Raw genomic sequence first — 23212 nt, 5'->3', positions numbered from 1 at the left:
TCATGACTTCCGTCCTCGTCTGCGACGACTCCCCGCTTGCCCGAGAGGCGCTCCGCCGCGCGGTAGCGACCGTGCCCGGCGTCGAGCGTGTGACGACGGCGGCCAACGGCGAGGAAGTCCTCCGCCGCTGGGGCGCCGACCGCTCCGACCTCATCCTGATGGACGTGCGCATGCCCGGCCTGGGCGGCGTGGAGACCGTCCGCCGGCTGCTGTCCGCCGACCCGGGTGCCCGCATCATCATGCTCACCGTCGCCGAGGACCTCGACGGCGTGGCCCTGGCGGTCGCCGCCGGTGCCCGGGGCTATCTGCACAAGGACGCCTCGCGCGCCGAACTGCGGGCCACGGTGACGCAGGCGCTCGCCGACCCCACCTGGCGGCTGGCCCCGCGCCGGCTCCGCTCGGCGGAGATGGGCGCCGCGCCCACGCTCACCGCGCGGGAGATCCAGGTGCTGGAGGGCATGAGCCACGGCCGCTCCAACGCCGAGATCGGCCGCGAGCTGTTCCTCTCCGAGGACACCGTCAAGACGCACGCCCGACGCCTGTTCAAGAAGCTCGGCGCCTCGGACCGCGCCCACGCGGTGGCGCTGGGCTTCCGCTGGGGCCTGGTCCGCTGACCGCGGGCCCCGCGAGGCGCGGGTCTCGTCCCGCACGGGCCGCCGTTCCCGGCACCGGGGACGGCCCCGCCTCGCCGTAGGTCTGCCACGGACGGGCCGTGCGTCTCTCACTGATGGGCCGTACGTCCTCCTCAGGTGGGCGCGCCCCGCATGAACGTGTGCGTCTTCCCGGGCGTTTTCCGGGAGGTGTGCGTCACATGGTGTCGAGTGGGGCGCTCCGGGAGTTGGCGGACAGTTCGCACCCGGTGCCGTCCGCCGCCCTGCGGCACCGCGCCGTCGCCTGCCGTCGCCGGTGCGGTGCTGGTCAACTGCCGTGTCCGGCACCGCCGGAGACGCCCGGGTGGCGAGCGCTTCCCGGGCGCCGGGGAGCGTGCGCGACAGTCGGCCGCGCGCCGGGCGCACGATCCCGCCGGACGGGCTGGTGGGCGGGGTGCAAGGCGACCCGCCGGACGCGCGCTGCTCGTTTCGGCGCGGATGCCGCATCCTTGAGGTGTGGAGTCTCTCGGGGACGAGTCGGTCGAGCGGAAGGGGAGGGCGCAGGGGATGAGTGCCGGCGCACCTGCTCATAACGCTTCGGTGCACAACCACGGACACGATGCGACGGACCGGACGGCCGCAGGGCACCATGGTCCGATGCGCGACGACGAGGCGGGCAAGGCCCAGGGGGCGATCGGCGGCCTCGTCCACCGCGCGGTCGACGGCGACGCGCAGGCCACGCACGATCTGCTCGCCCACGTCCACCCCTTGGCGCTGCGCTACTGCCGGACCCGGCTGTCCCGGCTCCCGGGCGACGCGCGGCACTTCGTCGAGGACCTCGCCCAGGAGGTCTGCGTGGCCGTCCTGCTCGCGCTGCCCCGCTACCGCGACACCGGCCGGCCCTTCGAGGCGTTCGTGTTCGCCATCGCCTCCCACAAGGTCGCCGACCTCCAGCGCGCCGCGATGCGCCACCCCGGGTCGACGGCCGTGCCCTCGGACGAGATGCCCGAGCGCCCCGACGACTCCCTCGGCCCCGAGGAGCGCGCCCTGCTCAGCAGTGACGCCGCGTGGGCCAAGAAGCTGCTGGCCAACCTGCCGGAGAACCAGCGCGAGCTGCTGCTGCTGCGGATCGCCGTGGGCTTGACCGCAGAGGAGACGGGGCAGATGTTGGGAATGTCACCAGGTGCGGTCCGGGTCGCCCAGCACCGCGCCCTGAGCCGTCTCAGGGCCCTCGCGGAGCAGTGACGAACCCCTTCCCCGCCTCCCGTATCCGTACAAGTCCGCCCACGGTTCTGTACGAACGTACGAAGCCGGGAGCGCCCCGTACCGTGGAATTTGCTAGCGACGCTTCCCGTTAGCATGGACATCCGCACCGATCAAGGCCGTTTGGGGAAGGTGTCATGACTGCGAACGTCGACGGAGTGCCCGGAAAATTCGCGACACTCGGGCTGACCTACGACGACGTGCTGCTGCTGCCGGGCGCATCCGAGGTGCTCCCCAACGCGGCCGACACCTCGTCCCGTATCTCCCGCAACGTCCGGGTGAACATCCCGATGCTGTCGGCGGCGATGGACAAGGTGACCGAATCCCGGATGGCCATCGCCATGGCCCGTCTCGGCGGTGTCGGCGTGCTGCACCGCAACCTCTCCATCGAGGACCAGGTCAACCAGGTCGACCTGGTCAAGCGGTCCGAGTCCGGCATGGTCACCGACCCGATCACGGTGCACCCGGAGGCGACGCTCGCCGAGGCGGACGCGCTGTGCGCGAAGTTCCGCATCAGCGGCGTCCCGGTCACCGACCCGGCCGGCAAGCTGCTCGGCATCGTGACCAACCGTGACATGGCCTTCGAGAGCGACCGCACCCGGCGCGTGCACGAGGTCATGACCCCGATGCCGCTGGTCACCGGCAAGGTGGGCATCTCCGGGCCCGAGGCCATGGAGCTGCTGCGCAAGCACAAGATCGAGAAGCTGCCGCTGGTGGACGCCGACGGCGTCCTCAAGGGCCTGATCACGGTCAAGGACTTCGTCAAGGCCGAGAAGTACCCCAACGCCGCGAAGGACGCCGAGGGCCGGCTGCTCGTCGGTGCCGCGGTCGGCGCCAGCCCCGAGGCGCTGGAGCGCGCCCAGGCGCTCGCCGAGGCCGGTGCGGACTTCCTGGTCGTCGACACCTCGCACGGCCACAACAGCAACGCCCTGAGCTGGATGTCGAAGATCAAGTCGAGCGTGAACGTCGACGTGGTCGGCGGCAACGTCGCCACCCGCGACGGCGCCCAGGCGTTGATCGACGCCGGCGTGGACGGCATCAAGGTGGGTGTCGGGCCCGGCTCCATCTGCACCACCCGCGTCGTCGCCGGTATCGGTGTCCCGCAGGTCACCGCCATCTACGAGGCGTCCCTCGCGGCCCGTCCGGCCGGCATCCCGCTGATCGGCGACGGCGGCCTGCAGTACTCCGGTGACATCGGCAAGGCGCTCGCCGCCGGCGCCGACACCGTGATGCTGGGCAGCCTGCTGGCCGGCTGCGAGGAGTCCCCGGGCGAGCTGCTGTTCATCAACGGCAAGCAGTTCAAGTCGTACCGGGGCATGGGCTCGCTCGGCGCCATGCAGTCGCGCGGACAGGCCAAGTCGTACTCGAAGGACCGCTACTTCCAGGCCGAGGTGACCACCGACGAGAAGCTGGTGCCCGAGGGCGTCGAGGGCCAGGTGCCCTACCGCGGCCCGCTCGCCAACGTCCTGCACCAGCTGGTCGGCGGCCTGCGCCAGACCATGGGCTACGTCGGCGCCGCCACCGTCGCGGAGATGGAGTCCAAGGGCCGGTTCGTGCGGATCACCTCCGCCGGCCTCAAGGAGAGCCACCCGCACGACATCCAGATGACGGTCGAGGCGCCGAACTACAGCAGCAAGAAGTGACGTCCCCGCGCGCGTGAGCGTGCCCGACGGCGGCCCCGGAGCATCCGGGGCCGCCGTTGTCGTACCCGTCGGGGATACTGGAAGGCGCTGAAACGCATCAGGGAAAGGCCAAGACGTGACTGAGATCGAGATCGGGCGCGGCAAGCGCGGGCGCAGGGCGTACGCCTTCGACGACATCGCCGTCGTCCCCAGCCGCCGTACGCGGGACCCGAAGGAGGTCTCGATCGCCTGGCAGATCGACGCCTACCGCTTCGAGCTGCCGTTCCTGGCCGCTCCCATGGACTCGGTGGTCTCCCCGGCCACCGCGATCCGCATCGGCGAGCTGGGCGGCCTCGGCGTGCTCAACCTCGAAGGTCTGTGGACGCGGCACGAGGACCCGCAGCCGCTGCTGGACGAGATCGCTGCCCTGCCCGCCGAGCGGGCCACCCGCCGGCTCCAGGAGATCTACGCGGCGCCCATCAAGGAGGAGCTGATCGGCGCCCGCATCAAGGAGGTGCGCGACTCCGGCGTGGTCACCGCCGCGGCGCTCTCCCCGCAGCGCACCGCCCAGTTCTCCAAGGCGGTCGTCGACGCGGGCGTGGACATCTTCGTCATCCGCGGTACGACGGTCTCGGCGGAGCACGTCTCGTCCTCGCACGAGCCGCTGAACCTGAAGCAGTTCATCTACGAGCTGGACGTCCCGGTGATCGTCGGCGGCTGCGCCACCTACACCGCCGCCCTGCACCTGATGCGCACCGGCGCGGCCGGTGTCCTCGTCGGCTTCGGCGGCGGCGCCGCGCACACCACGCGCAACGTGCTGGGCATCCAGGTCCCGATGGCCACCGCGGTGGCCGACGTGGCGGCGGCCCGCCGGGACTACATGGACGAGTCCGGCGGCCGGTACGTGCACGTGATCGCGGACGGCGGCGTCGGCTGGTCCGGCGACCTGCCGAAGGCGATCGCCTGCGGTGCCGACTCGGTGATGATGGGCTCCCCGCTCGCCCGGGCCACGGACGCGCCGGGCAAGGGCCACCACTGGGGCATGGAGGCGGTGAACGAGGAGCTGCCGCGCGGCAAGAAGGTCGACCTCGGCACGGTCGGCACCATCGAGGAGATCCTCACCGGCCCGTCCCACTTCCCCGACGGCTCGATGAACTTCTTCGGTGCCCTGCGCCGCGCGATGGCCACCACCGGCTACAGCGAGCTGAAGGAGTTCCAGCGCGTCGAGGTGACGGTCGCGGACAGCCAGCACCGCCGCTGACGCCGTACGACGCGAAGGGCCCGGCCACCGCATCGGTGGCCGGGCCCTTCGCGTCCCGTGGGGCGCCTTACAGGGCGGCCTTCTTGCTGCCGGAGAACGCGGCGAACGCGGCGATGGCGAAGAAGAGGAAGGTGAGCGGGTCGGCGTCCTCCTTCCAGATCTTCTGGACCGTGTCCAGGTGGTGGAAGAAGACCTCGCCGAAGCCCACGTGGAAGTGGTCGGCGACGATCATCGCCTCGCCGACCAGCTGGCCGAGGTAGACGGAGCCGAGCGCCAGGGCGGCGGCGAGGACCGGCAGGGCGGGGTTGCGGCCGCCGGTCTTGCCGGCCGCGAGGCCGACGACGAAGCCGACGCCGACGGCCGCCCAGCCGATCTCGTGCTTGGTGGCGCCGATGACGAGGCCGTAGAGGGCGCCCGCCACGACGGCGGCGGCCAGGGCGGCCAGCAGACCGAGCACCACGTTGTTCCGGACCGGCGCGGGCGGCGCCGGCGGGGCGGCGAAGGCGCCGGGCCCCGGCGGGAGGGGCACGCCGGGGGCGGCCGGGGCGGGCGCCTGCTGGGCGTACGGATTGCCGTCGACCGGGGCCGGCTGCGGCGGCTGCGCTGGTGGAACTGACTGGCTCATGACAGAAAACCCCCCGTGCTGTGGCACCACCGGATGGGGCACAACCGGATATGGCACAGCTGGATCGCGAAAAGAGAAACGGAAGAGGCTCGCGCACACCGGTGCGACGAGTCCGGGGGAGACTAACAGCCGGGGGCGACAACGCCCCCGGCTGTTTTTCGTTCGTGACCCGGTCCGTGTCCCGGTCCGTGTCCCGGTCCGTGTCCCGGTCAGAGCCGGTGGGCCGCCCCGGTCGGGGCCGCGCCGCGGGTGTCCAGCAGGAGCTGGGCCTTCACCGACAGGCCCTGGAGGTCGTAGGTGCGGTGCTGCTGGAGCAGGATCGTCAGGTCGGCGTCGGCGGCGGCCTCGTACAGGGAGTCGGCGCGCGGGACCGGGCGGTCCAGGACGTTCCAGGCGGGCACGTAGGGGTCGTGGTAGCTGACGGAGGCGCCCAGTTCCATCAGCCGGACCGCGATCTCCTGCGCCGGGGTGCCCTGCTGGTCGGCGAGGTCGGGCTTGTAGGTGACGCCGAGGAGCAGGACGCGGGCGCCGCGGGCGGACTTGCCGTGCTCGTTGAGCAGGGCGGCGGCGCGCTGGACGACGTAGCGGGGCATGCGGTGGTTGACCTGCTGGGCCAGCTCCACCATCCGCAGGGTGCGGGTGGCGTGGCCGGTCAGGTCGTGCGGGACGCCGTGGCCGCCGACGCCGGGGCCCGGCCGGAACGCCTGGAAGCCGAACGGCTTGGTCTCCGCGCACCGGATGACGTCCCACAGGTCCACACCCAGCTCGTGGCAGAGCACCGCCATCTCGTTGACCAGCGCGATGTTGACGTGCCGGAAGTTGGCCTCCAGCAACTGCACGGTCTCCGCCTCGCGCAGCCCGCGCGCGCGGACGACCTTGTCGGTGAGCCGGCCGTAGAACGCGGCGGCCGACTCGGTGCACGCGGGGGTGAGGCCCCCGATGACCTTCGGGGTGTTGGCCGGGGTGTGCTCGCGGTTGCCGGGGTCGACCCGGCTGGGGGAGTAGGCGAGGTGGAAGTCGCGGCCGGCCCGGAGCCCCGAGCCCTTCTCCAGCAGCGGGCGCAGGAACTCCTCGGTGGTGCCGGGCAGTACCGGCGACTCCAGGATGACCGTGGTGTGCGGGCGCAGGTGCTCGGCGAGGGCGCGGGCGGCGGCCTCGACCTGGCCCAGGTCGGGCGCCCCGTCGGCGCCGCGCGGGGTCGGCACGCAGATCACCGCCGTGCGCACCCGGCCCAGCTGTGCCGGGTCGGTGCCCGGCCGGAAGCCGGTGGCGTGCATCCGGCGCAGCTCGGCGGGGCTGAGCGAGGACGCCTCCGGGCCGGTGGCGAAGCCGATGGTGTGGACGCCGGCGGCTACGGCGGCCTGGGCGAGCGGCGAGCCGTAGGGACCGAGTCCGATGACGGCGAGGTCTGCGGGCATGGCGTGAGCCGTCCTTCCCAGTAACCGAAGCGGGACAGGTGCGCAACCGCTGTGGACAGGATGAGCGAGCGCAATGTCAGACTAGGTACCTATATGACCGTTATGTGTGATTGTGTTCGTGTGTCTTGCAAGGGTTGTGCGCGAGTTGTCCACAGGCTCGGGAGGCCGTGGTGGCCGAAGCCGGGCAGCCCGGTCAGAATTTGGGCATGAGGAGTGGATGAACCGGGCGTCACCCACGGGGTGCGGCCGACGTGAGCGGGTCAGCGACAGCGGGAGGCAGCGGTGAGGACAGCGACTCTGGGGCCGGTCCAGCGGGCCGAGGCACTGGCGGCGATGGCGGAACGCGAGCTGGACGTGCTGGTGGTCGGCGGCGGAGTGGTCGGCGCCGGCACCGCGCTCGACGCGGTCACCCGGGGCCTGTCCACCGGCCTGGTCGAGGCCCGCGACTGGGCGTCCGGCACCTCCAGCCGGTCCAGCAAGCTGATCCACGGCGGCCTGCGCTATCTGGAGATGCTCGACTTCGCCCTGGTGCGCGAGGCCCTCAAGGAGCGCGGCCTGCTGCTGGAGCGGCTCGCCCCGCACCTGGTCAAACCGGTGGCGTTCCTCTACCCGCTCCAGCACAAGGCCTGGGAGCGGTTCTACGCCGGCTCGGGCGTCGCGCTCTACGACGCGATGTCCATGGCCCGCGGACACGGCCGGGGCCTGCCCGCGCACCGGCACCTGAGCCGCCGTCACGCCCTGCGCGTCGCCCCCTGCCTGCGCAAGGACGCCCTGGTCGGCGCCCTGCAGTACTACGACGCCCAGATGGACGACGCCCGCTTCGTCGCCACCCTGGTACGCACGGCGGCGTCCTACGGCGCGCGGGTGGCCAACCAGGCGCGGGTGACCGGCTTCCTGCGCGAGGGCGAGCGGGTGGTCGGCGCCCGGGTGCGGGATGTCGAGGGCGGCGGGGAGTACGAGATCCGCGCGAAGCAGATCGTCAACGCCACCGGTGTGTGGACCGACGACACCCAGGCCATGGTGGGCGAGCGCGGCCAGTTCCACGTCCGCGCCTCCAAGGGCATCCACCTCGTCGTGCCCAAGGACCGGATCCACTCCACCACCGGTCTGATCCTGCGCACCGAGAAGTCCGTCCTCTTCGTCATCCCCTGGGGCCGGCACTGGATCATCGGCACCACCGACACCGAGTGGGACCTCGACAAGGCCCACCCGGCCGCGTCCAGCGCCGACATCGACTACCTGCTGGAACACGTCAACTCGGTGCTCGCGGTCCCACTCGGCCGCGACGACGTGCAGGGGGTCTACGCGGGCCTGCGGCCCCTGCTGGCCGGCGAGTCGGACGCCACCAGCAAGCTGTCCCGCGAGCACACGGTCGCCCACCCGGCGCCGGGTCTGGTGGTCGTGGCGGGCGGCAAGTACACGACCTACCGGGTGATGGCCAAGGACGCCGTGGACGAGGCGGTGCACGGCCTCGACACCCGCGTCGCCGACTGCGTGACGGAGGAGACCCCGCTGCTCGGCGCCGAGGGCTACCAGGCGCTGTGGAACGCGCGGGCGCGGATAGCCGCCCGCACCGGACTGCACGTGGTCCGCGTGGAGCACCTGCTCAACCGCTACGGCTCGATGGCCGAGGAACTCCTTGACCTCATCACCGCCGACCCCTCCCTCGGCGAGCCGCTGGCCGCGGCCGACGACTACCTGCGCGCCGAGGTCGTCTACGCCGCTTCCCACGAGGGCGCCCGGCACCTGGACGACGTGCTCACCCGCCGCACCCGCATCTCCATCGAGACCTTCGACCGGGGCACCCGCAGCGCCCGTGAGGCGGCCGAGCTGATGGCCCCGGTCCTCGGCTGGGACAAGGACCGCGTCGAGCGCGAGGTCGAGCACTACGAGAAGCGGGTGGAGGCCGAGCGGGAGTCCCAGCTCCAGCCCGACGACCTGACGGCGGACGCGGCCCGGCTGGGGGCGCCGGACATCGTGCAGCGGTAGGGCCGGGCGCCTGAAAAAGGGTCAAGGCGACTGTGGAACAGGCGGATCCGGTGCGGCATCGACCGGTTCCTCCCCTCTTACGGCCCCTCATCCCGGTAAGCGGAACAGACACTTCCGACAGGTCGGGGGCGCCCGGAGGGCAGGGGCCCCCTGGGCGCCGGGCACTTGCGGGGTGAGGGACAATGGAGCCTCGGTCAGGGCGGGTTGTTTGAGGGGACGCATGTCGGAGGCGGAGCGGGCGGGCACTTCCCGTCAGGAGACTCGGCAGGGCAAGGGCGAGCGGCGTCTCCTCGCCGGTCGGTACCGGCTGGGAGACGTGCTGGGCCGGGGCGGCATGGGCACGGTCTGGCGCGCCGAGGACGAGACCCTGGGCCGCACGGTGGCGGTCAAGGAGCTGCGGTTCCCGACCAACATCGACGAGGAGGAGAAGCGGCGTCTGATCACGCGCACCCTGCGTGAGGCCAAGGCGATCGCCCGGATCCGCAACAACAGCGCGGTGACGGTCTTCGATGTGGTCGACGAGGACGACCGGCCCTGGATCGTCATGGAGTTGGTCGAGGGCAAGTCCCTCGCCGAGGTCATCCGCGAGGACGGCCTGCTGGAGCCGAAGCGCGCCGCCGAGGTCGGGCTCGCCGTCCTCGACGTGCTGCGCTCCGCGCACCGCGAGGGCATCCTGCACCGCGACGTGAAGCCGTCCAACGTGCTCATCGCCGAGGACGGCCGGGTCGTCCTCACCGACTTCGGCATCGCACAGGTCGAGGGCGACCCGTCCATCACCTCCACCGGCATGCTCGTCGGCGCGCCCTCCTACATCTCGCCCGAGCGGGCCCGCGGCCACAAGCCCGGCCCGGCGGCCGACCTGTGGTCGCTCGGCGGCCTGCTGTACGCGGCGGTCGAGGGCGCGCCGCCGTACGACAGGGGCTCGGCGATCGCCACCCTCACCGCCGTGATGACCGAGCAACTGGAGGAGCCCAAGAACGCGGGCCCGCTGCGGGACGTCATCTACGGCCTGCTCACCAAGGACCCGGCCCAGCGGCTCGACGACGCCGGGGCCCGGCGCATGCTCAACGCGGTCATCCACGCGCCCGAGCGGGAGGCGCTGGACGCCACGCGTGTGGTGCCGCTGCCCGCCCAGCCCGGCCCGCCCGAGAGCCGGCGGGGCGAGGAGGCCGGGGAGAAGCTGCGCGGCGCGCTGCGCTCGGTGCGCAAGGCGGCCGGGGCGGCCTCGGCCGCGGCGACGGCGCGCACGAAGAACGGCACCGGCACCGCGAGCGACAGCGGCACGCGCGCCGGAACCGGCAGCGGCACACGTACCGGCACCGACTCCGGCAGCGGCGCGTCGGCAGCGGCGGCCGGTGGAGCGCGGCCCGCGTCCTCCGCCGCGTCCGGAGCGGGCCGGCCCGCCGGTTCCGCCCCGGCTGCCCCCGGCACGCCGGACCCGGCCGCGCGGAAGCAGAGTTCCGGGTGGCCCGTGGTACCGCCGCCGGACCTCGACATCCGGCCCCGGCCGGTGCCGAAGGCGCCGCTGACCGATGTGGTGTCCAAGCGGACGCTGCTGGTCATCGCCGTGGTGGTCGTCCTCGCGGTGCTCGGCACCGTGCTGGCCCTCACGCTCGGCGGCGGTGACGACAACGCCGGCGGCACGAGCGACGGCGGCAAGGCGGTGGCCGGCGGCAAGGCGACGACGAAGCACGACGAGAAGACCAAGGGCGCGGGCGGCGGCACGCGCACCGACGGAGCGAGCACCGCCACGGCGAGCACCGGCTCGGGCACGGACGACGCGACGGACGCGAGCACCGGCACCCCCGAGAAGTCCGCCACGTCGTCCGGCGACGAGGACAAGTCCGCCGCGCCGGCCGTCTCGACCCGCAAGGGCGGCCAGGGCTACTCGATCGGGCTGCCGAAGGGGTGGTCGTTCAAGTCGTCCGGCGGCGCCGGCGACCGCTACACCGGTCCGGACGGACAGCGGCTGCTCATCGGGTGGACGAGCACGCCCAAGTCCGACCCGGTGGCGGACTGGCGGAACCAGGAGCGCGACATGCGACGCCCCCACTACCGGAAGATCCGCATAGAGAAGGTGGACTACCGCGACTGGAACACCGCCGACTGGGAGTTCACCTACACCGACGGGGGTACCGGATACCGCAGCATCGACCGGGGGTTCGTGGTCAACGGGCACCAGGGTTACGGCCTGATGTACAGCGCGAAGGCCGCGAACTGGGACAGCGCCCTGCGCAAGGACACCTGGAAGACGCTGACGGAGTCCTTCAAGCCCAAGTCCTAGGCGTACGCCGCCGGTTTGGCGCCTGAGAATCCGTCATCCTCTCAATGCGGGTTGCCTCCGGCACGTATCGTGAATGGTTGCGGACCGTACGCGGCCGGAAGCGGGTGCGAAACGGGTCGCGGGGCGAGCGGAAGTGAGCGACCGGGCGGCCGGGGGAGGCAACGTGGAGGAGTACGCGGGTCGGGTGCTCGCCGACCGCTACCGGCTGCCGCTGCCGCCCTCCGACGAGTACGAACTCACCGAGACCCCGGCCTTCGACACCTACAGCGGTCAGGAAGTGCTGGTACGGCAGGTGCCGTTGCCGGAGGTCGTCGAGGCGGAGGTGCTCGACGCGGAGGGCCTGCCCGACGGGTTCACGGCCCGCGGGCGCGGTACCCGGGCGGTCCCGGCGGCCCCCGGCGCGTCCCGGCGCCCCGCCGACCCCGCGGTGCGACGCGCCGTGGAGGCCGTGCAGGCGGCGGCCCGCATACCCGACCACCCGCGTCTCGACCAGGTCTTCGACGTGTTCGCCGAGGGCGGCTCGCTGTGGATCGTCAGCGAACTGGTCGCCGCCCGCCCGCTCAGCGCGCTGCTCACCGAGCACCCCCTGACGCCGTACCGGGCGGCCGAGGTCGCCGCCGACGTCCTCATGGCCCTGCGGGTGCTGCACGCCCACGGCTGGGTCCACCGCAACATCACCGCTCGCACGGTGCTGGTCTGCGAGGACGGCCGCGTCCTGCTGACGGGCCTGGCGGTCGGCGCGGCCCAGGAGGCACTGTGCGGGTACGACCCGGTGCCGGCCCCGGAAGACGCGGAGGAAGCGGGGGACAGTGCCGGGGAAGGGTCTCCCCGGTACCGGGACACGGAGGTTCCGCAGGCGTCGGGAGCGGAGGGCGGCGCCCCGGACGCCGCCGTCGACCCCGAGACCGCGCGGCGGGCCGCGATCCAGGCGCGGGCGGCCGGTGGCCTGCCGGCACCGGGAGCGGCCGGCGCGCCGGCTCCGGCGGGGCCCCGCGCCCTGGAGAGCGGCGCGGACGTCCGGGCCGCCCGGGCCGGTGCCATCGCCGCCTACCGCGCGGGCGCCCGCGCCGCCGCCCGGGTGCAGGAGGCCGGGCGGGACGGCCGGGCCGCCCTGCCCGGGGCGCGCACCCCCGCCGAGGGCGACACCGGAGCGGGGCAGCCGCCGTACGGCACGCCGCCCTCCGGCCGGATCGCCGAGCCGTACGGCGTCCAGGGCGCTCCCTGGCACGGCGCCGCACCACGCCCCGACTCCGCCGAACCGTCCGGCACCGAGCGCCCGGGCCTGCCGCCGGCGGCCACCGGGCACCGCCTGCCCCTCCCCGGGGGGCCCGCCGCCGGGGACCCGACGCGCGGCACCCCGCCCCCCGCCCTGCCCGCGCAGGGCACCGGCCGTTGGGACGACGGCGGGCACGGCGGTGGTGGGCGGCGTGGGCCCGGGACCGCGCTCGCGGCCGAGCGGGCGCGGCAGGTGCGGATGACCGTGGTCGGGCCGGTGACCGAGCGGTGGGCGCCGGAGCAGGCCGGACCGATGCACGAGAACTGGCAGTTGGCGGCGCCGGTCGGGCCCGCCACCGACCTGTGGGCCCTCGGCGCGCTGCTGTTCCGGTCGGTGCAGGGACACGCGCCGTACCCCGAGGAGTCCACGGCGGAGCTGGTGCAGCTGGTGTGCGCCGAGCCGCCCGCGTTCGCCGAGGAGTGCGGCCCGCTGCGCCCGGTCGTCGAGTCGTTGCTGCGTCAGGACCCCACCGACCGGCTCGACTTCGAGGAACTGAGCGGCTGGCTGCGCTCGCTGGTGCGGTCCGCGCCCGAACCCGACGCCGGCGCGCATGTCGTCCCCGTACCGCCCGCCGATCCGCGCCGGCTGCCGATCGTGCGGCGACGCGGCGAGCTGGTGCGACGGCGCCGTGCCCGAGTGCCCGCGAATCACCCGCACGGCCGGCACAAACGCGGCCGGGACGGCGGCCGTTCGCCGCACAGCCTCGGCCGGGTCCTGCTCGTGCTGGTGCTGCTCCTGCTGGCCGGGGCGATCGCCTACGCGATGCTGTTCATGCCGAAGCAGACCGACGGCGACAGCGACAACGCCGGCCAGGCGAACCCGGTGCCCTCCCGGTCCGCCGAACCGTCCGACGGGCCCTCGACGGGGCAGGGCACACCCGGCGGCGACCCCTCCGCCTCCGCGCCCGCCACCGAGACGCAGACCGGCGGCGGCCCGTCCGTCCCCGACGGTTTCACGCTGCGCAAGGACCCGGACGGCTTCCGGGTCGCCGTGGCCAAGGGCTGGACCCGCACCCCGAAGAACGGCAGCGGCCAGGTCGTCTACGCCCACGGCGACTTCGAGCTGATCGTCGTACCCGGCCGGGACTCCGCCTCCGCGGGCGGCGACGACCCCATGGCCTACCAGCAGGACAAGGAGCGCGAACTCCAGCCCTACCGCGACTCCAGCTGGTCCACCGCCACCGGCCTCAAGACCATCCAGGTCGGCGGACGCACCATGGCCGAGGGGCAGTACACCTGGACCGACGGACAGGGACGCGACCTGTTCGTGCGCAACATGGCGATCCTGCTGAACGGCCGTTACCACATCGTCCAGGTGCGCGGCCCCGAGTCCGACCGGGACGAGGTCACCCGGCTGTACGAGGAGGCCACCACGACGTACCGCTACCCGGGTTGAGCGTCCCGGGCGCCAGGCCGCGGCGGCAACCGTCACAGGACTGTCACCTTGGGACCCCGCGTGTTCCCAGGGTGCGGGGCGGTCCTTAGTCTGACCCTGTCAAGAGCATTGCGGGGCAACGTGAATCAGATGCAGGGCCTGCTCATAGCGGGCCGCTACCGGCTCGCCGACTCCATCGGCAGCGGCGGCATGGGCCGGGTGTGGCGCGCCCACGACGAGGTGCTGCACCGGAAGGTCGCCGTCAAGGAGTTGACCGCCGCGCTCTACGTCTCCGACAGCGACCAGGCGGTCCTGCTCGCCCGCACCCGCGCCGAGGCGCGGGCCGCCGCGCGCATCAACCACTCCGCCGTCGTCACCGTGCACGACGTGCTGGAGCACGACGGCCGGCCGTGGATCGTGATGGAGCTGGTCGAGGGCAACTCGCTGGCGGACGCGGTCAAGGAGCGCGGCCGGGTCGAGCCCCGGGAGGCCGCCCGGATCGGGATGTGGGTGCTGCGGGCCCTGCGCGCCGCGCACTCCGCGGGCGTCCTGCACCGCGACGTCAAGCCCGGCAACGTCCTTCTCGGCCGCGACGGCCGGGTCCTGCTCACCGACTTCGGCATCGCCCAGATCGAGGGCGACACCACCATCACCCGCACCGGCGAGGTCGTCGGCTCGGTCGACTACCTCGCGCCCGAGCGGGTGCGCGGCCACGACCCCGGCCCGTCCTCGGACCTGTGGGCGCTCGGCGCCACCCTCTACACGGCGGTCGAGGGCCGGTCCCCGTTCCGCCGCACCTCGCCGCTGGGCACCATGCAGGCGGTCGTCGAGGAGGAGGCGGCCGAACCGCGGCACGCCGGCGCGCTCGGACCGGTCATCGCCGCGCTGCTGCGCAAGGAGCCCGAGCGGCGGCCGAGCGCGGAGGAGGCGGAGCAACTGCTCGCCGAAGCCGCGGAGGGCCGCCGGCCCAGCGCCGCCCAGGCGTTCGTGCCGACGCAGGGCTCGGGCCTGCACTCGCACGGCGGACCGGGGGCCGGTGACGCCGGGTACGGCACGGGGACGCCGGGCACCGGTCCGGTGACGGGTGCCTCCGGCTACGGCTCGGGCACGCCGGTTCAGGGCTACGCTTCCGGGACGCCGGTTCACGGCTACGGTTCCGGCACACCGGTCCAGGGCTACGGCCCCGGGACCTCGGCCCAGGGCTACGGTCCGGGCCGTACCGGAACCGGTCCGACCGCCGTCGCGCCCGGTGCCGCCCGGCCCCGGCGCCGGCTGCGCACCCTCGCGCTGGTCGTCGCCGTCGCCGTGGTGCTCGGCGCCGGCGCGGCCGTGGGATACCAGCAGTGGGACCACCGGACGCGGGACAGCAGCGGCTCCGGCGGCGCGGGCCCGGCACCCGACCCCTCCGGCAGCGCTGCGCAGGGCACCACCCCCGAGGGCTGGCAGAAGTACGACGATCCGCTCGGCTTCGGCATCGCCCTGCCCAAGGGCTGGAAGCGCACGGTCTACGGCATCAAGGGCGACCTGAAGCAGATCGACTACTCGCCCGACAACGGCCTGCACTTCGTGCGCGTCGCCATGGACGCCTCGCCGGACTTCCCCGACCCGATCTCCCACCAGAAGGATCTGGAGCAGCAGCTCCAGCAGCGCCTCGTCGACTACCGACGCGTGCAGTTGAAGCAGAACATCTACCGCGACCGCGAGGGCGCGGTGTGGGAGTACACCTGGCACGCGCTGAAGAAGGACGCGCCGTACGTCGACGGGCCCCGGCACGCCATCGAGGAGACGTACTTCTCGCGCGGGGGCACCGAATACGTCATCTACATGTCCTCGCCGGCCGCCGACTGGGCCACGACCGCCCGGCAGTTCAAGCAGGTGCTGCAGAGCTGGCGGCAGCCCGACGCGGGCTGAGCCGGCCGGTTCCGCGCGGTGCGGTCGGCCGGTCCCACGCGGCGCGGCGGGCCGGGACCGTGACGCACAGTCGGCTGAAAATGGCAGGCTGAGCCGCCCGCTTGGCCGATCGGTGTCCCGGAGTGCGCGGGTCCGGTGCGGCATGATGGCCCTCATGGGGACCGAGGGCGCCGACTTCCGGGTGATCGCCGGCCGGTACCGGCTGGAGGCCCGCATCGGGCGCGGCGGCATGGGCGTCGTGTGGCGGGCCACCGACCTGGTGCTGGGCCGCATGGTCGCGGTCAAGGAACTCCTGCCGGACGACGCGCTCCCGGACGACGACGCGCGCCGGCGCCGGGACCGCACCTTCCGTGAGGCCCGCGCGGTCGCCCAGTTGCGGCACCCGCACATCATCGTCGTCCACGACGTGGTGGAGCGGGACGGTCGGCCCTACCTCGTCATGGAGCTGGTGGACGGCGGCTCCCTCGCCGACCGGGTGGCCCGGCGGGGCCCGGTCGACGCCGCCGAGGCCGCGCGGATCGGCGTCGCCCTGCTGAGCGCGGTACGCACCGCGCACGCGGCGGGGGTGCTGCACCGGGACATCAAGCCCGCGAACGTCCTGATCGAGTCCGGTACCGACCGGGTGGTGCTCACCGACTTCGGCATCGCGCAGGTCGAGGGCGCCACCACGCTCACCGAGACCGGGTCCTTCGTGGGCTCGCCCGAGTACACCGCGCCGGAGCGGATGTCCGGGCTGCGCACCGGCCCGGAGTCCGACCTGTGGTCGGTGGGCGCGCTGCTGTGCACGGTGCTCAGCGGCGAGTCCCCGTTCCGGCGCGACTCGCTGGGCGGCATCCTGCACGCCGTCGTCTCCGACGACATCCGGCCGCCTGTGGAGGCCGAGCCGCTGCTGCCCGTCGTACGGGGCCTGCTGGACCGCGACCCCGACCGGCGGCTCGACGCGACCGACGCCGAGCGGATGCTGCGGACCTATCTGGAGACCGGCCGTACCCCGCCCGGCCCCGGCGGGGCTCCGGGCACCCCGGGCCCCTACGGGTATCCGGAGCCCCGCCCCCCACTGCTCGGCGGCCTGGCACACCGGGTGGCCGGGTCGGCAGGGGTGCCGTACCCGACGGCCGAACGGAGCACCCCGTACGGGCCGTTCCCGCCCGCCGGCTCCGTGACGGCGGCGCAGGTGCCGGGGCGTGGCTCCCCGCGCGGGCTGATCGTCGCGGCCCTGCTGGTCGCCGCACTGGCCGGGGCCGGGGTGTCGACCGCCGCGCTGCTGCTGCACGGCGACGGGGACGGGGGCGGCGGCACCCCGGGCGGTACGTCGACCCCGGCCCCCGGCACCGGGCCGGCCCCCGGCACCGACACGGCACCCGGAACCGGCACGAGTACCGACCCGGTCCCCACGCTCACCCTCACCCCGAAGACCCTGCCCGCGCCGTCGGGCTACCGCACCACCCGGGACCCGTCCGGGTACTCGCTCGCCGTCCCGGTGGGGTTCACCCGCAGCCTCCGGGGTGAGCGCGTCTACTACCTCTCGCCGGGGGACACCTTCCGGCTCGGGGTCAAGGTCACCCTGCCCCAACCGGGCGGCCCGCAGGGGGTGCTGGACCGCTCGGCCGCCAGGGGGCCCGCCACGAACCCCGGTTACCGCGGCGGCCGGGTCGTGCCGACCACGCACCGGGGCCGGCCCGCCGCGCTCTGGGAGTTCACCTGGGACGGCTTCAGCGCGGCCGAGGGACCCCGGCACACCTACGACCTGTGCTGGGAGGAGGCCGGGCGGCTGTACGACGTGTGGGTGTCCGCGCCGGTCGGGGAACTGCGGGCGGCACGCGAGTACTTCGACGTGGCGGTCGGCACCTTCTCGGTCACGGGTCCCTGACCGCTTCGGCCGGGCCGTCTGACCGCCCGCTTCGACAACGGCGCGGTGCGCACGGTACTCATGTGACATGACCGAAGACGGCGAACACCCGCCCGACGCACGTCTGATCGGCGGCCGGTACCTGCTGCGCGAGCGGATCGGGTCCGGCCCGGGCGGCACGGTCTGGCGGGCGCTGGACCGGCAGGAGCGGCGGGAGGTCGCCGTCAAGGAGCCCTCGCTGCCCGGCGATCCGGCCGACGACGAGGAGAGCGGCCGGCTCGCCCACCGTCGCTACCGGGAGGCGCGCGCCGCCACCCGGGTGCGGCACCCTTCCGCCGTCACGGTGTACGACGTCGTCACCGAGGCCGGGGTCCCGTGGATCGTCATGGAGCTGGTGGCGGGCGAATCCCTGCGCGAGGCGCTGCGGCGCGGTCCGCTGCCGCCCGCCGAGGCCGCCCGGATCGGGCTCGCCGTCCTCGGTGCCCTGCGCGCCGCCCACGCCGTCGGCATCGTGCACCGGGACCTCAAGCCGGCCAACGTCCTGCTGGAGTCCGGCACCGGGCGGGTCGTCCTCACCGACTTCGGCATCGGCGACGGGCACGCGGAGGGGACGCCGGCCGGCTTCACGGCCCCGGAGCGGGCGGCCGGACCCGGTGCCGGACCGGCCTCCGACCTGTGGTCCCTCGGCGCCCTGCTCCGCACCGCCCTCGGCGACACGGACCCCGGCCGGCTCGGCCCCCTGCTGCACCGGCTCCTCGCGGACGAACCGGAGGCCCGCCCGGGCGCGGAGGAGGCGGAGGCGGAGCTGCGCGCGTGCGCGGGGCCGGAGGCCGTACCGGACGCGCTGGGGCATGAGGTGCCGGGTGAGCCGGAGCCGGAGCGTTTGGGGCGTGAGGTGCCGGACGCACCGGTTCGTGAGAGGGCTGGTGACCTGGCCGGTGAGTCGGAGGCGATGCCGGAACCGGAGGCCGATCCCCGTCGCCGTACCCCTCTCGCCGCCCTCGCCCTGCTGCTGGCGAAAAAACCCGGCGCCGAGTGATCAACCGCGCCGTCCGCCCGTCAAGCCCCTGATCAGCGCATTCGCTGCCAGTGATCACTGGCAGCGTGTGGACGGGCCGTGAAACCCCGTTACCGACGGGTACACAAAGGCTGCCCACCGGAATACCCTGCGCGTCATGACGGACACGCAGGCCCCGGACATCGCCGGTACCAACCCCCTCGCGCCCGCTCCCGAGGGCGCTCGTACCGCCGCCCACGTGGTCACCCCGGAACTGGTGGCCCAGCTGACCAAGGGCGTCGTCGGCTCCGGCCGCACCGCCAACCACACCCCGTTCACCGGCGAGAAGCTGGCCGACCTGCCCGAGTCCACCCCCGAGGACGTCCGGCGCGCCTTCGAGGCGGCCCGTGCCGCGCAGGGCGCCTGGGAGCGGACCCCGGTCCGGCGGCGCGCCGCCGTCCTGCTGCGCTTCCACGACCTGCTCCTGGAGCGGCAGGCCGAGGTGCTCGACCTGGTGCAGCTGGAGACCGGCAAGGCCCGGCTGCACGCGCACGAGGAGGTGCAGGCCGTCGCCGTCGCGGCCCGCCACTACGGCCGCCGGGCCGCCGCCTACCTGCGCCCCAAGCGGCACGCGGGCGCCGTGCCGGCCCTGACCCGGGTCACCGAACTGCGCCACGCGCGCGGGGTGGTGGGCCAGATCGCCCCCTGGAACTACCCGCTGGAGCTGTCCGTCGGCGACGCGCTGCCCGCCTTCGCCGCCGGCAACGCGGTGGTGATGAAGCCGGACACCGAGACCTGCCTCACCGCCCTGTGGGCCCGTGACCTGCTGATCGAGGCCGGGCTGCCCGAAGGTGTCTTCCAGGTCGTGCTCGGCGAGGGCCCGGTCGTCGGCCCCGAACTGGTCCGGCACGCCGACTACGTCTCCTTCACCGGCTCCACCCGCACCGGCCGCGAGGTCGCCCAGGGCGCCGCCGCCCGGCTGGTCGGGGTGTCCCTCGAACTCGGCGGCAAGAACGCCATGCTGGTGCTGGCGGACGCCGACGTCGAGAAGGCCGCCGCCGGCGCCGTCCGCGCCTGCTTCTCCTCGGCCGGACAGCTCTGCATCTCCATCGAGCGGCTCTACGTCCACGAGTCGGTCGCCGACACCTTCCTGGAGCGCTTCGCCGCCCGCACCCGCGCCCTGCGGCTCGGCACCTCCCTCGCGTACGGCGCCGACATGGGCTCCCTGGTCGGCGCACGCCAGCTGGAGACCGTCGAACGCCATGTGCGCGAGGCCGTCGCCAAGGGCGCGACGCTGGTCGCGGGCGGGGTGGCCCGCCCGGACATCGGCCCCTACTTCTTCGAGCCCACCATCCTCGACGGCGTCGGGGACTCCATGGCGGTGTGCGCGGAGGAGACCTTCGGCCCGGTCGTCTCGGTCTACCGCTTCCGCGACGAGGACGAGGTGATCGAGCGCGCCAACGCCACGCCGTACGGGCTCAACTCCTCCGTGTGGACGCGTGACGCCCGGCGCGGCCTGGCCGTCGCCGCCCGGCTGCGCACCGGCACGGTCAACGTCAACGAGGGCTACGCGCCCGCCTACGGCAGCGTCCAGTCCCCGATGGGCGGCATGAAGGACTCCGGCCTGGGCCGCCGCCACGGCTCCGAGGGCATCCTCAAGTACACCGAGGTCCAGACGGTGGCCCGGCAGCGGTTGCTGCCGATGGCGCCCTCGCTGGGCATGGACGACGAGGCGTACGCCCGGTTCATGAGCACGAGCCTGCGCCTGATGAAGACGTTCCGCTTCCGCTAGACACCCCCCGTTGGGGGCCTTACCGCATCGCACGGGGAACACCCGTTCTCGACGAGGAGAGCACGTGTCGCAGGAGAAGTCTGTCCAGACCCGGGACGAGGACGGGTACGGCCACGGGGACGGGTACGCCCACGGGGACGGGTACGACTACGACGTCATCGTGGTCGGATCGGGATTCGGCGGCTCGGTGTCCGCCCTCCGCCTGACCGAGAAGGGCTACCGGGTCGGCGTGCTCGAAGCCGGCCGCCGCTTCACCCGCGCCACCCTGCCGAAGAACTCCTGGGACCTGAAGAACTACCTCTGGGCCCCGAAGCTCGGCATGTTCGGCATCCAGCGCATCCACCTGCTGGGCAACGTCATGGTGCTGGCCGGCGCGGGCGTCGGCGGCGGCTCGCTCAACTACGCCAACACCCTCTATGTGCCGCCTGCGCCCTTCTTCGAGGACCCGCAGTGGAAGGACATCACCGACTGGCAGGAGGAGCTGAAGCCGTACTACGACCAGGCCCGGCGCATGCTCGGGGTGCGGCTCAACCCCACCATGACCCCCTCCGACGTGCACCTGAAGGCGGCGGCCGAGCGGATGGGCGTCGGCGACACCTTCCATCTCGCCCCGGTCGGCGTCTTCTTCGGCGACGGCAAGGACGCGGACGCCGACGGCAAGGCGACGGCCCGGCCCGGCGGCGAGGTCAACGACCCGTACTTCGGCGGCGCCGGACCCGCCCGCACCGCGTGCACCGAGTGCGGCGAGTGCATGACCGGCTGCCGGCACGGCGCGAAGAACACCCTGAACGAGAACTACCTCTACCTCGCCGAGCGGGCCGGCGCGGTGGTCCACCCCCTGACGACGGTCGTGTCCGTCACGGACGACTCGCGCGGCGGGTACGCGGTCGCGACCCTGCCGACGGACCGCCGGAAAAAGGGCGCGGGCCGCCTGTTCACCGCCCGCCGGGTCGTGCTCGCCGCCGGCACCTACGGCACCCAGACCCTGCTGCACCGGATGAAGGCGGCCGGTCATCTGCCCTACCTGTCGGCCCGGCTGGGCGACCTGACCCGCACCAACTCCGAGGCGCTGGTCGGCGCGCAGACCGACAACCGCCGTTACCGCAAGGCCACCGGCGAGCCCCGGGCCGACTTCACGCGCGGTGTCGCCATCACGTCCTCGATCCACCCGGACGAGAACACCCACATCGAGCCCGTCCGCTACGGCAAGGGCTCCAACTCCATGGGCGGCCTCTCCATCCTCCAGGTGCCGTACACCGAGGGTTCTTCCCGGGTGCTGGGCTGGCTGGCGAACGCGGCCCGGCACCCGATGCTGGTCGCCCGCTCACTGTCCAACCGGCGCTGGTCGGAGCGGACCATCATCGGCCTGGTGATGCAGTCGCTGGACAACTCCCTGACCACCTACCTGAAGCCCGGCGGCGTCGGCAAGGGCCTGCTGACCGCCCGGCAGGGCCACGGCGCCCCGAATCCGAAGCAGATCCGTGCCGCCACCGAGGCCGCCTCCGTACTCGCCGCCGAGATCAACGGCTTCGCCGGCAGCAACGTCGGCGAGCTGATGGGCACCCCGCTCACCGCGCACTTCCTCGGCGGCTGCCCCATCGGCGACTCCCCGGACACCGGCGTGATCGACCCGTACCACCGGCTGTACGGCCATCCCGGCATCTCGGTCGTGGACGGCGCCGCGGTCACCGCGAACCTGGGCGTCAACCCTTCGCTGACCATCACCGCGCAGGCCGAGCGGGCCATGTCCTTCTGGCCGAACAAGGGCGAGGAGGACCCGCGTCCGGCCGCGGGCGCGGTCTACGAGCGGCTGAAGCCGGTGGAACCGGTGTCCCCGGCGGTGCCGGCGGACGCCTTCGGCGCGCTGCGGCTGCCGTTCCTGGGGATGCCGACGGTGCCGGCGAAGAAGTAGACCGGGGGCCGGGACCCTGACGGCGAAGAGGGAGCTGCCTCCCCCTCCGAAGGCAGCTCCCTCTCGCCGTTTCCTTGATCTGCAGGTTTGATCAGCGAAAAGCCCGAAGGGTTGCCCTCGACACCCCGGTCCGCGATGTGGAATGGGTCACACCGGTGGCGTTCGTTCCGGGCGTGCGCCGCCGGTCACCGGACACGGCGAAGGACCCCGCGGGACGGAGAGACCGCGGGGCCCTTCTTCCGACCGGCACCGGCGTCAGGGCGGCGCCGGTGCCCGGGGAACGGCGCCGAGGGGTCGCGCCGCTTGCTCGTGTGCCGCCCGATGCGTGCTGCCGTGCGGTGTGCGCCACTGGCCCGTCGGCCTACTGGCTATCGGCTACTGGCCTGCTGATCTGCGCCGGGACCCGGGACGGCTGCGCAGTGTGCCGGATGCGGTGCGGGCGTCCGCACCTGTCCGGCCGGCAGTGGTGCACCTGTGCGGTTGTCCCGCCGGCCGGCCCCGGGCGTCCCCGGAGCCGGCCGTTCTCTTGGGTGACCGGGCTGCTGTCCCCTGCCGTCCGGTCACTTTCCTGGAACGAGGTCCCACGGCGTGCGGCACGACCCGTACGCCTCATCGCTCCAGCGAGCCACGCGTGGTTCTGTCGGGCCCGCCCCTGGCTGGCACGGACATTCCCCTCAACGAAGCGGTGCGCGAGCCGGTCACGCGCCCGTACGGGTGAGAGCGGCACCGAACTCAGATACGGCCCCGGCACAGCTCCAGCAGCGTCATGGCGAGCGGGGTGCCCGGCCGGCCGAGCGCGTCGCGGTAGCGGCCGAGGATCTCCATCTCGCGCGAGAGGTGCACGCGCCGGCCGCCGGAGGCGATCCGGGTCTGCTGGACGACGGCGGACACGGCCATCCGCTCCTGGATGAGACCGATGATCCGGTCGTCGAGCACGTCGATGCGCTCCCTGGCTTCGGCGATGGCCCCGTCCGGGGCGGTGGTCGCGTCTGGTGCGGTGGTCGCGTGCGGGGCGGCGGTCGCTTCCGGGGTGGTGGTGGTCACGTCGG

15 protein-coding genes are annotated in these 23212 nt (G+C 73.6%); 12 read left to right on the top strand and 3 right to left on the bottom strand.

From position 1 onward, the window contains the following. Positions 1-2 precede the first annotated feature (2 nt). The 4 genes from NX794_RS02780 (at position 3) to NX794_RS02765 (ending at position 4736) form a co-directional block, all read left to right on the top strand. Positions 3-614 carry a response regulator transcription factor gene (locus NX794_RS02780; RefSeq protein ID WP_003948568.1) on the top strand — a complete coding sequence of 204 codons (612 nt, stop codon included), beginning with the start codon at positions 3-5 and terminating at the stop codon, positions 612-614. A 633-nt stretch (positions 615-1247) separates the two neighbouring features. Then, the gene (locus tag NX794_RS02775) at positions 1248-1835 is read left to right on the top strand and encodes a sigma-70 family RNA polymerase sigma factor (protein WP_258776458.1); all 588 of its coding nucleotides are present in this window, start codon (positions 1248-1250) and stop codon (positions 1833-1835) included. Positions 1836-1990: 155 nt separating this feature from the next. Beyond that, positions 1991-3496, top strand: coding sequence for an IMP dehydrogenase (guaB, locus tag NX794_RS02770; protein WP_258776457.1), 1506 nt, complete (start codon positions 1991-1993; stop codon positions 3494-3496). Positions 3497-3611: 115 nt separating this feature from the next. Next, the gene (locus NX794_RS02765; RefSeq protein ID WP_258776455.1) at positions 3612-4736 is read left to right on the top strand and encodes a GuaB3 family IMP dehydrogenase-related protein; all 1125 of its coding nucleotides are present in this window, start codon (positions 3612-3614) and stop codon (positions 4734-4736) included. 67 nt (positions 4737-4803) lie between these two features. Here the strand turns inward: NX794_RS02765 and NX794_RS02760 are convergent, their stop codons facing one another. Both NX794_RS02760 and NX794_RS02755 read right to left on the bottom strand, forming a co-directional pair. After that, positions 4804-5361: a hypothetical protein gene (locus NX794_RS02760; RefSeq protein ID WP_258776454.1), complete on the bottom strand. Its 558-nt coding sequence runs from the start codon at positions 5359-5361 to the stop codon at positions 4804-4806. A 209-nt stretch (positions 5362-5570) separates the two neighbouring features. Continuing rightward, the gene (locus NX794_RS02755; protein WP_258776453.1) at positions 5571-6779 is read right to left on the bottom strand and encodes a nucleotide sugar dehydrogenase; all 1209 of its coding nucleotides are present in this window, start codon (positions 6777-6779) and stop codon (positions 5571-5573) included. 282 nt (positions 6780-7061) lie between these two features. On the opposite strand from NX794_RS02755, the gene NX794_RS02750 reads away from it, so the two are divergent. The 8 genes from NX794_RS02750 (at position 7062) to NX794_RS02715 (ending at position 22163) form a co-directional block, all read left to right on the top strand. Next, positions 7062-8768 carry a glycerol-3-phosphate dehydrogenase/oxidase gene (locus NX794_RS02750; protein WP_258776452.1) on the top strand — a complete coding sequence of 569 codons (1707 nt, stop codon included), beginning with the start codon at positions 7062-7064 and terminating at the stop codon, positions 8766-8768. A gap of 220 nt (positions 8769-8988) precedes the next feature. Further along, entirely contained in the window at positions 8989-11052 is a 2064-nt protein-coding gene (locus NX794_RS02745; protein ID WP_258776451.1) for a serine/threonine-protein kinase, read from the top strand. A gap of 163 nt (positions 11053-11215) precedes the next feature. Beyond that, positions 11216-13723, top strand: a complete 2508-nt coding sequence (locus NX794_RS02740) for a protein kinase (RefSeq protein WP_258776450.1) — start codon at positions 11216-11218, stop codon at positions 13721-13723. A gap of 129 nt (positions 13724-13852) precedes the next feature. After that, complete coding sequence (locus tag NX794_RS02735) at positions 13853-15613, top strand: serine/threonine-protein kinase (RefSeq protein WP_258776449.1); 1761 nt, start codon at positions 13853-13855, stop codon at positions 15611-15613. Positions 15614-15767: 154 nt separating this feature from the next. Beyond that, a complete protein-coding gene (locus NX794_RS02730) occupies positions 15768-17483 on the top strand; it encodes a serine/threonine-protein kinase (RefSeq protein ID WP_258776448.1) in 1716 nt (571 codons plus the stop codon). Between the two features lie 67 nt (positions 17484-17550). Further along, positions 17551-18501 carry a serine/threonine-protein kinase gene (locus tag NX794_RS02725; protein ID WP_258776447.1) on the top strand — a complete coding sequence of 317 codons (951 nt, stop codon included), beginning with the start codon at positions 17551-17553 and terminating at the stop codon, positions 18499-18501. 136 nt (positions 18502-18637) lie between these two features. Continuing rightward, on the top strand, positions 18638-20251 hold the full coding sequence (locus NX794_RS02720; protein ID WP_258776446.1) for a succinic semialdehyde dehydrogenase: 1614 nt from the start codon (positions 18638-18640) through the stop codon (positions 20249-20251). Positions 20252-20315: 64 nt separating this feature from the next. Then, positions 20316-22163, top strand: a complete 1848-nt coding sequence (locus NX794_RS02715; protein ID WP_428985839.1) for a GMC oxidoreductase — start codon at positions 20316-20318, stop codon at positions 22161-22163. Between the two features lie 732 nt (positions 22164-22895). On the opposite strand, the gene NX794_RS02710 is transcribed toward NX794_RS02715, so the two are convergent. Then, the gene (locus NX794_RS02710) at positions 22896-23207 is read right to left on the bottom strand and encodes a chorismate mutase (protein ID WP_258776445.1); all 312 of its coding nucleotides are present in this window, start codon (positions 23205-23207) and stop codon (positions 22896-22898) included. Positions 23208-23212 lie beyond the last annotated feature (5 nt).

Source organism: Streptomyces pyxinicus (assembly GCF_024753135.1).
Taxonomy (GTDB): Bacteria; Actinomycetota; Actinomycetes; order Streptomycetales; family Streptomycetaceae; genus Streptomyces; species Streptomyces pyxinicus.
This window is presented reverse-complemented; position numbering and strand designations above follow the sequence as displayed.

What these genes read in the sequence shown, in the direction of transcription:
- NX794_RS02780 (WP_003948568.1), top strand. Translation starts at nt 3, where the DNA reads ATGACTTCCGTCCTCGTCTGCGACGACTCCCCGCTTGCCCGAGAGGCG.
- guaB (WP_258776457.1), top strand. Translation starts at nt 1,991, where the DNA reads ATGACTGCGAACGTCGACGGAGTGCCCGGAAAATTCGCGACACTCGGG.
- NX794_RS02760 (WP_258776454.1), bottom strand. Translation starts at nt 5,361, where the DNA reads ATGAGCCAGTCAGTTCCACCAGCGCAGCCGCCGCAGCCGGCCCCGGTC.
- NX794_RS02745 (WP_258776451.1), top strand. Translation starts at nt 8,989, where the DNA reads ATGTCGGAGGCGGAGCGGGCGGGCACTTCCCGTCAGGAGACTCGGCAG.
- NX794_RS02730 (WP_258776448.1), top strand. Translation starts at nt 15,768, where the DNA reads ATGGGGACCGAGGGCGCCGACTTCCGGGTGATCGCCGGCCGGTACCGG.
- NX794_RS02775 (WP_258776458.1), top strand. Translation starts at nt 1,248, where the DNA reads ATGCGCGACGACGAGGCGGGCAAGGCCCAGGGGGCGATCGGCGGCCTC.
- NX794_RS02725 (WP_258776447.1), top strand. Translation starts at nt 17,551, where the DNA reads ATGACCGAAGACGGCGAACACCCGCCCGACGCACGTCTGATCGGCGGC.
- NX794_RS02735 (WP_258776449.1), top strand. Translation starts at nt 13,853, where the DNA reads ATGCAGGGCCTGCTCATAGCGGGCCGCTACCGGCTCGCCGACTCCATC.
- NX794_RS02720 (WP_258776446.1), top strand. Translation starts at nt 18,638, where the DNA reads ATGACGGACACGCAGGCCCCGGACATCGCCGGTACCAACCCCCTCGCG.
- NX794_RS02755 (WP_258776453.1), bottom strand. Translation starts at nt 6,779, where the DNA reads ATGCCCGCAGACCTCGCCGTCATCGGACTCGGTCCCTACGGCTCGCCG.